Origin of the sequence: Lentilactobacillus sunkii DSM 19904, from assembly GCF_001435575.1 — a bacterium.
GTDB lineage: Bacteria > Bacillota > Bacilli > Lactobacillales > Lactobacillaceae > Lentilactobacillus > Lentilactobacillus sunkii.
Genome location: NZ_AZEA01000016.1, coordinates 1 through 11,168, shown reverse-complemented (window position 1 = coordinate 11,168; position 11,168 = coordinate 1). Strand labels below are relative to the sequence as shown.

Annotated in this window: 10 protein-coding genes and 1 riboswitch; of the genes, 7 read left to right on the top strand and 3 right to left on the bottom strand. The window is 42.4% G+C overall.

Annotated elements, in window-relative coordinates; translation table 11 throughout:
- Positions 1-70: 70 nt before the first annotated feature.
- The 3 genes from FD17_RS09140 (at position 71) to FD17_RS09130 (ending at position 4,497) form a co-directional block, all read left to right on the top strand.
- Positions 71-613, top strand: coding sequence for a hypothetical protein (locus tag FD17_RS09140; protein WP_057825834.1), 543 nt, complete (start codon positions 71-73; stop codon positions 611-613).
- Positions 614-717: 104 nt separating this feature from the next.
- A riboswitch (cobalamin riboswitch) is annotated at positions 718-913 on the top strand.
- Positions 914-1,112: 199 nt separating this feature from the next.
- Complete coding sequence (locus tag FD17_RS09135) at positions 1,113-3,419, top strand: DUF5776 domain-containing protein (protein WP_057825832.1); 2,307 nt, start codon at positions 1,113-1,115, stop codon at positions 3,417-3,419.
- 31 nt (positions 3,420-3,450) lie between these two features.
- Positions 3,451-4,497 (top strand): prenyltransferase/squalene oxidase repeat-containing protein, encoded by a 1,047-nt coding sequence (locus tag FD17_RS09130; protein ID WP_057825829.1) that lies wholly within the window; start codon positions 3,451-3,453, stop codon positions 4,495-4,497.
- Between the two features lie 83 nt (positions 4,498-4,580).
- Here the strand turns inward: FD17_RS09130 and FD17_RS09125 are convergent, their stop codons facing one another.
- A complete protein-coding gene (locus tag FD17_RS09125; protein ID WP_057825827.1) occupies positions 4,581-4,919 on the bottom strand; it encodes a hypothetical protein in 339 nt (112 codons plus the stop codon).
- Positions 4,920-5,058: 139 nt separating this feature from the next.
- On the opposite strand from FD17_RS09125, the gene FD17_RS09120 reads away from it, so the two are divergent.
- Positions 5,059-5,700, top strand: coding sequence for an HD domain-containing protein (locus FD17_RS09120; RefSeq protein ID WP_057825825.1), 642 nt, complete (start codon positions 5,059-5,061; stop codon positions 5,698-5,700).
- Here the strand turns inward: FD17_RS09120 and FD17_RS09115 are convergent.
- Both FD17_RS09115 and ybaK read right to left on the bottom strand, forming a co-directional pair.
- Positions 5,693-6,427 carry a hypothetical protein gene (locus FD17_RS09115; protein ID WP_057825823.1) on the bottom strand — a complete coding sequence of 245 codons (735 nt, stop codon included), beginning with the start codon at positions 6,425-6,427 and terminating at the stop codon, positions 5,693-5,695. The genes FD17_RS09120 and FD17_RS09115 overlap by 8 nt on opposite strands.
- 4 nt (positions 6,428-6,431) lie before the next feature.
- Positions 6,432-6,932 carry a Cys-tRNA(Pro) deacylase gene (gene ybaK, locus FD17_RS09110; RefSeq protein ID WP_057825821.1) on the bottom strand — a complete coding sequence of 167 codons (501 nt, stop codon included), beginning with the start codon at positions 6,930-6,932 and terminating at the stop codon, positions 6,432-6,434.
- A 119-nt stretch (positions 6,933-7,051) separates the two neighbouring features.
- On the opposite strand from ybaK, the gene FD17_RS09105 reads away from it, so the two are divergent.
- The 3 genes from FD17_RS09105 to FD17_RS09095 all read left to right on the top strand — a co-directional run bounded on the left by FD17_RS09105 (position 7,052) and on the right by FD17_RS09095 (position 11,081).
- Positions 7,052-7,783, top strand: coding sequence for a GntR family transcriptional regulator (locus FD17_RS09105; protein WP_057825819.1), 732 nt, complete (start codon positions 7,052-7,054; stop codon positions 7,781-7,783).
- 343 nt (positions 7,784-8,126) lie between these two features.
- On the top strand, positions 8,127-8,312 hold the full coding sequence (locus FD17_RS13195; protein WP_156653615.1) for a hypothetical protein: 186 nt from the start codon (positions 8,127-8,129) through the stop codon (positions 8,310-8,312).
- A gap of 381 nt (positions 8,313-8,693) precedes the next feature.
- Positions 8,694-11,081 carry a phosphoketolase family protein gene (locus FD17_RS09095; protein ID WP_057825816.1) on the top strand — a complete coding sequence of 796 codons (2,388 nt, stop codon included), beginning with the start codon at positions 8,694-8,696 and terminating at the stop codon, positions 11,079-11,081.
- Positions 11,082-11,168: the final 87 nt, after the last annotated feature.

Genomic DNA, 11,168 nt, shown 5'->3' with positions numbered 1-11,168 from the left:
GTCATAATAGATCCGGATGGGTAATTTGCTAAATATTACCCAAAAGCATTTAAATAAAGGGGAAAAAATTATGACAAGAAATCATAAGTCGCTAATAATTCTTACCGTAGCAATGGGAACCTTACTTCTTATCCCAACCGCGGCGAATGCAAGTACTGTTAACTATGGGGCTTTGGCACGCTCAAGCCAGAATGATCATATTAATTTTAAGTTTCGTTTTAATAAACGACTGAGTCATGTTTCGGATAAACTCCATGAGGCCTTGGGAAGCGTTGCCGTATATGATACCAAGATTCAAAATAGGAGTGAATACAACGTAAAATTTTATTTCTCAAAGCTATGGTTTGCCAACTTGAGTGGTTATCGATTATATGATCGACCTGTCTTTCAGCCAACAAAGTCGGTGGTCGTGAAAGCACATTCAACTAAAGTTGTAAATAACAGTTTCCGAGATACTTTGGATGCTTCATACAGTTACTTTGTACCACAAAAGAAAAAGCAATTTGTTATTCAATATTTTAAAAACAACAAGTATTATCTTGGGAAAGTTAATGATCTTCATCACAAATTGAGCAAGGTTGGTTGGAACCCAACGTGGAAATGGTCTAACTAGGCTCTTGATAACTTTTAAATGACCGTCTGGTAAACTACCGGGCGGTTTTTATTATTGAGTTATCTTAATATGATTCTTATCAGTAATTAATTTCTCGAAATCCCATAAACTATTCCTCATGATATGCTATAATTTTCTATGTTAAGAAGCATAATAAAACGGAAAAAGGTGAAAAACCTTTACAGCCCCTTCGCTACTGTAAGATTGACGAAGCTGTCACAACTCACTGGTTCACACTGGAAAGAGGACAGTTGTAGGAAGAGATCAAGTCAGGATACGTTTGTTATGCCGATTGCAAAGCTTCTTAGGGTCGGCTTTGTCAATTAATAGCGTATCTATCGGATATTTCGTGTGTTCAAATTCAATGTCTGAATTTAGGTTATTAGTGATTAAAGAAGCGGCCCTGGCTAGTTAATACTAGCCGGGCTTTTTTGTTGTGTTCAATTGTTTGTCTTGTTGAGGTTTCATCACTATTGGATTATTGGAGGAGAACAGACGCATGAAGAAAAAACAGTTTATATATTGGCTATCACTGGTAGTAGGGATGTTCCTGCTATTTATTGGTGGCGGTAATTTTGTCAAAGCAGATACCGCTGCTGATGTGGATTCGGCGATTACGACAGGGGTTAAGCTGACTTCCCAAAAGAAGACGCTTGATGCCTGGGATGCCGCAATTCTGGCAACCAGCGATAACGGGATTACCGATGCTCAGACGCAAAATGCCTATAACACGATTATTACCACAAATGGCTTTATCAGCGGGAAGGATCAAGATCTTGCCGGCGTTTCAAACGTCGCTGGAATGATTGGGCTTCGGGCACTTGGTAACGATCCTCAAAACGTTGAAAAGAAGAATTTGGCTGCCCAAGTGGTCAATGATCCTGCGCGAAAAGTTGCCAAAGTCGATTTATACACAATTATCAATGATTTGGAAGGCTTAAGCACTGGTAGTTATGGCAAGGACAGTGAAGCTGCCCGCACCGAATTGACCAAAGAAGTATTAGCAGCCCAAGATTCAAAGACTGGGGTTTGGAAAACCAGCTGGGGAGATGTTGATCCCACTGGCCGGGCAATTCTTGCACTTTCAATGAACATGAGCCAACCCGGGGTTCCTGCTGCCATTCAAAAAGCAGTGACCGAAGTTGAAAATAATTACTATCTAAAAGACGGTGGATTTGGTACCAGTGACGCTGCCAACAAGGAAGACCAGTATAACAATATCACCATGACCAACGGCCTTGCTGCAGCTGGTGTTGATGTTTATACATCATTAAATGGCAAGTCCGACTATAAAGCACCGGTTCAACAGTTGCTGGATCAGAAAGATGTTTCTTCCGACAGCAATTCAATGCTCTTACAGCAGGCAACATACACATTGCAACAGGCTAAATTTACCAAAGATGGTGGCCAGGGCTGGATCTTCTCATTTGCCCAAAATCCAACATTTAGAGCCCGTGAACTGGGACAATTAAATGATGCTGCAGCCGCTCAAAGACAGGCCATCAATAATGACTCGAAGTCGTCTGAGACCGATAAAACAACAGCAATTAATTCAATCAACCAAACGCTTGAAACATACATTACCAAGATTAACGGCGACACCAACAGTGAGGCGGCAATTGCCGACCGGGCAGTTGGGGTTGCCTCAATTAACAATATCAAAGTTGTTGATACCAATGCCAACAGCAATTCAACCAGCGGCACGGTCATTAATAACAATTACACCACAATTATCAACCAACCAAGTTCATCGAGTTCGTCGATCTCTTCGGCTGCTTCAAGCAGTTCGACTGCACCAATTGTCCAACCAACGATTCCAAAGAAGCCCAAGAGTGCCAAGGGATCATACGTCTATGCTTTAACCACGGTTAAGTTGTATAAAGGGACTCATTTTACCAAGCATAATCTTGTTACGACTTATCACAAGCAAAGCAGAACCAAACGCCCGATGTTCCTTGTCATCCGACAGACCACCAATACACAAGGCAAAACCGTTTATAAGGTTAAAAATGTTAATAGCGGCAAGACCGGCTATACGCTGGCCTCTGGTAAGTATTTATCCAATGCTTACTATTCTGCTAAAGTGACCCGAATTAAAGCAATTAGTTCCAAGGGTATCAACGAATACAGCAATCTCAAACTCACACATAAAAAGCATCATGTTAAGAAAAACAAATCGTTAGCTGTTCGAAAAGTTGTTGGCTATGGTCACACAAGCCGCTTGTTATTAACGAACGGCCGTTACGTTTCAGGCAATAAGAAGTTGGTAATGGCTACCAAGATTACTAAGTCCAGCAGTCAAAATGCCGATAGCTCAACGACAACGGTTGCCCCTAATCCGACAACTCCAAGCTCATCGTCATCTACTTCAACAACAGTTCCGACTACACCAACAGTTCCAACCACACCGACGAATGGATCATCGACAAACAATTCTAATAACAATTCCACGAATGGTTCAGGAACGAATGATAATTCCGGTTCAAATACCAATACCACAAATGAAACGGTCACTGTCAGCGTCAATGCCAACGGATCCGTGCTGGCCAGTGGAAGTGTCACCCTTACCAAAGGTGCTACAGCATTAGATGCCTTGAAGGCATTGGCTGCCAAGAACAATTTGGCAGTGACAATTACCGGTTCAGGAATTACCGCTTACGTCAAAGGCATCAATGGCTACAATGCAGGTCCTGCCGGAACCATGACGGGTTGGCTGTATTCAATCAATGGCAGTGAGCCCAACACCTCGATGGGTGCTTACACGATCAAGGATGGCGACAAAATTTCTATGAACTATAACAAGTAGGATTCAAGCTTTTAAAAAGAAAGGATTTATGATGAATAAATTATTGAAACATGTCTTGGTGTCTGCAGCTGCGGTTTTGGCCACAATGACATTCGCTACCAGTGCAACGGCAGCTTCCGTGCATAAAGCTGCGACTTCCACGATTCATCGGCGAACTGCACTCACATATCGTTATGCGAAAAAAATGCTGAAAGAAAACAAGACCGGATTATCCGGCAAAACCAGTGCCCTTTTTAGCCGTAAATTATACCCGGACACTGGTGCGGCATCTGGCTATTCGGATTTTCTGCTTGGGTTGAGAGGAAACCACTACAAATTCACAACTCACGAAAAGAATTTGTTGCGCAAAAATTTGGTTGTTAAAAGCACCAGTACTTCTGCCAGCTTGGCCAACGCTGTCATGGCGGTTCAAGCAATGGGAATGAATGCAACTAATTTTAAGCTTTATCATCACAAGAAGGGCACAAATCTTGTTTCTCGGCTTTATCATGCAAATGTTTCAAAGCAGACATCCAGTTCACAAGCTGAAACCTTGATTGCCGTTTCAATGAGCAGCCGATTCAAGCAGCCCAGCGGTGCCAAGTTCAGCAAAGCCAGCTTGAGTGCCCGATTGGTTAACTCTCAATTGAACAATAACGGCTGGACATACAATAATGCCCAAGGTGCCAAAGACTCCGACGTCACCAGTATGGTCCTGACTGGTCTGTATCGCGGCAAGTCTAAAGCTTCAACTGTTGAATCAAGCATTCAAAAGGGCCAAAAGTTCTTGTACAGCCTTGCTCAGGGTAATGGTGCCTTTGGCTACACGTATGCCTGCAAAACCACGCCCAACGCCAATTCGACTGCGGAGGCGATCATTGCATTATCCAATAATTCTGCCACCAATAAATATGTCAACTCAACTGCTATGCGGACAGGTCAGAAAGCCACTCCACTATACGCAATGTTGAGATATGTTAACAATTCAGGCTCCATCAAAAAAGCCACAAGTCAACTTTACGGTGTTGGTCAGGTCAACCTGGCTGTTGCGGCTTATAAAGCGGCTTTGAAGAATCGGTCGGTTTACTCAATTAACTAATTTGTTCAATTAATGAGATTTACTCAATAAAGAAGCCCCAACGACACATTTGCTTGTGCGTTGGGGCTTCTTTTATGGTGATATTATTTAAATATCTCAAACTTACCTTTATAGTCATTTCCATCCCACAGGGGCGTGACATCTTCGACTTGAATGTCGAAATACACAAAATTTCCGTCACCGTCCCATATGGGGGATGTGCTGAATTTTGCCCGACACTGCCCCAACAGGTTGATGATTTTCAAAACCGGAGACAGGTCATATTTTCCAAAATGGTCGGTCATGTTGAGAGATTGAATATCTGAGATTTCATAGATAAACATCGGATCTTCGGTATCAGTGGCGTAGTGTTTAACAACCGGCTTGCCTTCGAAGGCTAATGCAGTCGCCTGCTTTAAGAATTCAATTTTACTTTGGCCCATTGATGAACAGCTCCTTTTTTATCATTTTTGAGCTTTTATATTGGACGTAAAACGATTTTTCACATCAGAAAAGATATACTATATGATAGCGTAAGTGAAGAATGTATGATATTCAATATTAAATTAGAGGAGTTGCCACATGATAAATGGATTAAGACAAATTCGCGAGTTCGTTCAACAAGAACTTGGCTATGAAACCACTGGTCACGACTACACCCACATTGAACGGGTCGTCAGTTTGGCAAAATTAATCTTAAAGGGTGAAGAGGCCGATGAGTCGCTGGTGACTATTGCTGCTTATCTGCATGATGTCAGCGATGACAAGGTCACGACGAACCCGGCAGCCAAGAGAAAGGCGATTGTGGATGAATTGACCAGTGTGGGCTACGATGACGATTTCGTCAAAAAAGTCTTTGAAATCATTGATAACATGTCGTACAGTGCCAATTTAAAAACTCACCACAAGCTGTCACTGGAAGGGCAAATTGTCCAGGATGCTGACCGATTGGACGCAATTGGTGCCATCGGGATTGCCCGAACATTTTACTTTGGCGGTCACTTTGGCGAAATTATGTACAATCCCCGGATCATGCCGCGGACGGGGATGGATAAGGCGGAGTACCGCAAACGGGGAACGGTGATTAATCATTTTTATGAGAAATTGTTCAAGCTTAAGGATGAAATGAATACCCCGACAGCCAAAAAAATCGCCGAACACCGCCAACAGGTCATGCAGGACTTTGTAGGCGAATTTGTCGACGAATGGAATGGAACTAAATGAATCGGAAAATGAGATTCATGATGATTGAAATCAATAGGTTGAATAATGAAACCACCACAATGATCATCGTCAAGTGACTTAACAGACTGAAAAAGCCTGCCTGAAGTGGCGTTACAGAAATAACTAAGGTCACCAGAACCAAAAAGGTGACAGCCTGCCAGAAACCCTGCTTGGAATTTTGAAAGTCCGCTTGGCTGAGGTCGAAGCCGCCGATGCAGATGTTGGCGGCGACCACCAAGAAGATCAGCATGGACGGCCAGCTGAATGCCGGCATCATGAAGGTCATTTGACTAAATGACTGCTGGGTAGCCGTCACCAGTGATTGGTAGATTTCTGGAATGGTGAATTTTGCCAGTAGTAAAGTTGCCAGACAGCAGCCGAAGATCGGGGCCACACCAATGAACAGGTTGCCCATGTTCTGATACAGGTTGCGGCTATTCCACGTATGGTGGACGTATCCCAAGCTGTTGTTCTCAGCCGAAGGGATGCGCAACAGCCGGACTTGATCGACATGATGACCAAAAACCAGAGCGACAATCAAGTGACTGGTTTCATGGATGATAATTCCCAAGAAGCCAAAGCCGATTTGGCCGCCGACACCAAAACGATTGGCAATCTGCTGCTTGGTGCGGTGGTTAATTGTTGAGAGCAAAAAGATAAAAAGAAATGGTACTCCGATCACTAATCCGAGTACCAATCCAATGTTTGTCAGAATATATTTGAGCATGCAGTCATTCCTTTATGTCGGCAAATTTTCCGCCGATCAGATTGACCATCTGCTGGGCATCAACTTTAACCGAGCGACCGATTTGACCGGATGAGACGATGATCTCGCCCATTTCTTTGGCTTCCTGATCAACATAGATTGGGTAGTGGAACTTTTCCCAAATCCCAATTGGTGTGTTGGCACCATGTTGGTAACCGGTAGTCTTCAACAGGTCCTTGAGGGGGACCAAGTTCACTTTTTTATTCCCGGATACTTTGGCAAGCTTTTTTTCGTCCAAGTGTTCGTCAACTGGGACGACACCGACAACTGGCCCGGTCTTTTTACCGGAGAACACCAGGGTCTTGAAAATCTGATGTTCGTCAGTGTCCACGTGATCGACACTGATCTGTTCAACGTCGCCTTCCTTGTGGGTTGGAAATTCCATTTGGACAAAGGAAATTTTGTGCTTGTCTAAAATTTGTTCAACTAAAGTTTTATGAACCTTGTTTTTATTTTTCTTTGACATTTGATAACACCTCAACGACATTTTATCACAACATGACAAGTAATCTGTCTGAACAAAATTAGATAATCTGTTATACTTTATTCCAACAGATCAATTTAACGATTTAATAAGGAGCACAAATGGCTGATTTAGTATACCGCAACATCATGAAGGACTTGAAGAATCGCATTCAGGCAAATGAATTTGAATCAAAAAAGCTGCCTGATGAACGAAGCCTCAGTGAATCCTATGGTGTTAGCCGCAGTTCAATAAAACGCGCTTTGAATGTTTTGGCCAATCAGGGGATCATTTTCAAAAAACGGGGATCGGGAACGTTTATTAATCCGCTGTACCAAAAGAATCAAACAATATTCCAATACGAAGGGTCCAACCTGGGAGTTACCGACAGCTTTAAGAGCGACGGCCAGACTCCCCAAATTAAGCTGCTGGATTTCAAAGTCATTCCGGCAAGTGAAGAACTTCAAACCGAATTGTTTTTAAATCCGGGGGAATTTGTGTACGAAATTAAGCGCCTGCGTTCATTTGACGACAGTCCGTTCATGATCGAGTTGGGTTATATTCCAATTAGGGTGGCTCCGGAATTAAATAAGGAACGAGTTGAAGGTTCCATCTTCAACTACTTCGAAGATGCAACCGGAACTTCGGTCACCAAGTCATTTATGACAATCACGGCAGATCCGTCAACCAAAGAAGACCAGGAACTGTTAGGCTTGAAGCCGGTGGAGCCGGTCGGCGTAATGGAAGGCATTTTCTTCCTGGATGATGGTACTCCGTTTGAAGTTTCAAATATGCGAATTCATTATAAGTATTTGAATTATAATACGTTTGTGAATTTGGATGAAGATAAGTAGAGAGCAACGAGAGCCGGGTGGTACGGTTTCTAAGGCAACTCTGACTGAAACCCTGGGCTTGGGTTTTAGTCAGAGTTGCCTTAGAAGTTAGTACCAGGCTCGTCGGAGCTCGTTTCGGCACGGTAAGATGGAAGCTCAAAAGAGCAAACTCTGCAAAACGATTCCACAAAGCAACCTAATTGTTGGGGCTAAGTTAGCATCTGGTCCGTCGCCAAGTAGGCTAGGCAGGCTTACAGCCGGTCGTCGAAGCTCGTTTTGGCACGATAAAAAGGGAGCTCAAGAGAGCAAACTTTGCAAAACCATTCCACAAAAGCAAATCTCACCCACGAAAGAAGGCACCCTCATGAACCTATACATCATGGTAATTTTTGCCGCACTCGGCCTATTCGTTTTATCTTACGGTTGGCGGCAAAAGAATCGTCCGGCAGTGAGGGTTGTCTTTATCATTTTCGGAATTCTACTGTTAGTCTTTGCAGGAATTACCGCAACGCCACAAGGGACAGAGATTGTTTCACACATGATTCAGTAGCTTATAAAATGTGTAAACGGACTGCAGTAAATCGATAATTGATTTACTGTTTTTTTGACTCTTCTTTTCACCGTTTTCTCATTTGAAAATCTCAGTTTAAAGGCATTCATTTCATGGAACAAATTGACCAGGTAAAATTCCTGAAAATTTTGTTACAAAACATTAATAATAGTGGACTATGGATTTGATATCGTCCATAATGGCTTATAAGTATAGGATTTCAGGTCACAAAATATTGGACCGTATCAATTTTCTAAAAGGTTGACTTTTTGAAAATATCGTTTAGTATTAGTGATGTAAATTGATCAATTTTTGTTGGTGAATTTTTACGGACATTCTATACAGAAGTTTGTTGCTAAATCGAAGAAGGAGTGTTAATTAATGACAGTAGATTACGATTCCAAAGAATATTTGGAACTAGTTGATAAGTACTGGCGTGCCGCTAATTACCTTTCAGTAGGTCAATTGTTTTTGCGCGACAACCCATTGCTTAAGAAGCCTTTAGAAGCCAAAGATGTAAAGGTTAAGCCTATTGGTCACTGGGGAACTATCGTTTCTCAAAACCTTATCTATGCAGAATTGAACCGTGTTATTAACAAATACGATTTGAACATGTTCTACATCGAAGGTTCAGGTCATGGTGGCCAAGTTATGGTTTCCAACTCATACCTTGATGGCAGTTATTCAGATATCTATCCAAATATCAGCCAAGATGAAAAAGGTATGGCTAAGTTGTTCAAGCAATTCTCATTCCCAGGTGGAGTTGCTTCTCATGCCGCACCAGAAACTCCAGGTTCAATCCATGAAGGTGGAGAACTTGGATACTCACTTTCACATGGTACCGGTGCTATCTTAGACAACCCAGATGTAATCGCTGCTGTTGAAATTGGTGATGGTGAATCAGAAACCGGCCCATTGGCTGCTTCATGGTTCTCTGACAAGTTCATCAACCCAATTACTGATGGTGCTGTTCTTCCTATCATTAACATGAACGGTTTCAAGATTTCAAACCCTACTATCCTTTCACGTATGAGTGACGAAGACTTAACCAGTTACTTCAAGGGAATGGGCTGGGATCCATACTTTGTTGAAGCAGCTGCTGATACAGATCATGCCAAGGTTGAAGAAGACTTTGCCAAGACTCTTGATCATGTTATTGAAGAAATTAAGTCAATTCAAAAGAATGCTCGTGAAAACGAAACTCCTGACAATGTTAAATTGCCTAACTGGCCAATGATTGTCTTCCGTTCACCTAAAGGCTGGACTGGTCCTAAGAAGGATCTCGATGGTAACCCTATCGAAGGTTCATTCCGTGCTCACCAAGTTCCAATTCCTGTTGCTGCAGGCTCAATGGAACACAAAGACTTGCTCATCAACTGGATGAAGTCATACAAGCCAGAAGAATTATTTGATGACAATGGTACACTTTTACCAGAAATTCGCGAAGTTGCTCCTAAGGGCGACAAGCGTATGTCAGTTAACCCAATCACTAACGGTGGTATCAAGCCAGAACCATTGAAGCTTCCTGATATTCACGACTTCGAAGTTAAATTTGATCGTGGTGTTACTCAGAAGCAAGATATGATTGAATGGTCAAACTGGTTGGAAAAAGTTGCAGAACTTAACCCAACCAACTTCCGTGGATTCGGTCCTGATGAAACTAAGTCAAACCGTCTTTACAGCTTGCTTGACGATTCTAAGCGTCAATGGATGGAAGACATTCACGAACCATATGATGAAGATCTTTCAAACCATGGTCGTGTTATCGACTCACAACTTTCAGAACACCAAGCAGAAGGTTGGCTTGAAGGTTATGTATTGACTGGTCGTCATGGATTCTTTGCTACTTACGAATCATTCGGACGTGTTGTTGACTCAATGTTGACTCAACACATGAAGTGGTTGCGTAAAGCTTCAGAACAATACTGGAGAAAGCAATATCCTTCATTGAACTTTGTTGATACTTCAACAGTATTCCAGCAAGATCATAATGGTTATACCCACCAAGATCCAGGTATGTTAACTCATTTAGCTGAGAAGAAGCCTGAATTCATCCGTGAGTATCTTCCAGCCGATGCTAACGAATTGTTAGCTGTTGGTGATGTTGCATTCAGAACTTACGAAAAGATCAACTTGATTGTTACTTCAAAGCACCCACGTCGTCAATGGTACACAATGGATGAAGCACAAAACCTCGTTAAGAATGGTCTTGGCTACATCGATTGGGCATCAACTGACCAAGGTCAAGAACCAGATGTTGTCTTTGCTGCCGCAGGTTCAGAACCTAACTTGGAAGCATTGGCTGCTATCTCAATCTTGAACAAGGAATTCCCTGAAATGAAGATTCGTTACATCAACGTTGTTGATTTATTGAAGCTTCGTTCACCTAAGGTTGACCCTCGTGGATTGAGTGACGAAGACTTTGACAACTTGTTCACTACTGACAAGCCTGTTATCTTCGCATTCCATGGCTTCGAAGGACTTATCAAGGATATCTTCTTCGACCGTCACAATCACAACCTTCATGTTCATGGCTACCGTGAAAATGGTGATATCACTACACCATTCGACATGCGTGTCTTGAACCAATTGGATCGTTTCGACCTTGCCAAGGAAGCTGTTCAAGATATTCCAGCTTACACTGTTAAGGCTAGTTACTTCATCCAACGCATGAATGACACTATCGACAAGCATAATGCATTCATCCGTCAAGAAGGTACTGATCTTCCAGAAGTTGTTGACTGGAAATGGGAAGGCCTCAAGAAGTAATTTAATTTTTGATAATTAATTACTAAAACCAAAGAAGCTCGAAATCTAATTTAGATTTCGGCTCTTCGTCAACTGTTGTTGGTGAAT

Bases quoted from the DNA above. Each gene is read 5' to 3' on its own strand.
- FD17_RS09105 (WP_057825819.1), top strand. From the start codon at position 7,052: ATGGCTGATTTAGTATACCGCAACATCATGAAGGACTTGAAGAATCGC.
- FD17_RS09095 (WP_057825816.1), top strand. From the start codon at position 8,694: ATGACAGTAGATTACGATTCCAAAGAATATTTGGAACTAGTTGATAAG.
- FD17_RS13195 (WP_156653615.1), top strand. From the start codon at position 8,127: ATGAACCTATACATCATGGTAATTTTTGCCGCACTCGGCCTATTCGTT.
- FD17_RS09130 (WP_057825829.1), top strand. From the start codon at position 3,451: ATGAATAAATTATTGAAACATGTCTTGGTGTCTGCAGCTGCGGTTTTG.
- FD17_RS09140 (WP_057825834.1), top strand. From the start codon at position 71: ATGACAAGAAATCATAAGTCGCTAATAATTCTTACCGTAGCAATGGGA.
- ybaK (WP_057825821.1), bottom strand. From the start codon at position 6,932: ATGTCAAAGAAAAATAAAAACAAGGTTCATAAAACTTTAGTTGAACAA.
- FD17_RS09125 (WP_057825827.1), bottom strand. From the start codon at position 4,919: ATGGGCCAAAGTAAAATTGAATTCTTAAAGCAGGCGACTGCATTAGCC.
- FD17_RS09115 (WP_057825823.1), bottom strand. From the start codon at position 6,427: ATGCTCAAATATATTCTGACAAACATTGGATTGGTACTCGGATTAGTG.
- FD17_RS09135 (WP_057825832.1), top strand. From the start codon at position 1,113: ATGAAGAAAAAACAGTTTATATATTGGCTATCACTGGTAGTAGGGATG.
- FD17_RS09120 (WP_057825825.1), top strand. From the start codon at position 5,059: ATGATAAATGGATTAAGACAAATTCGCGAGTTCGTTCAACAAGAACTT.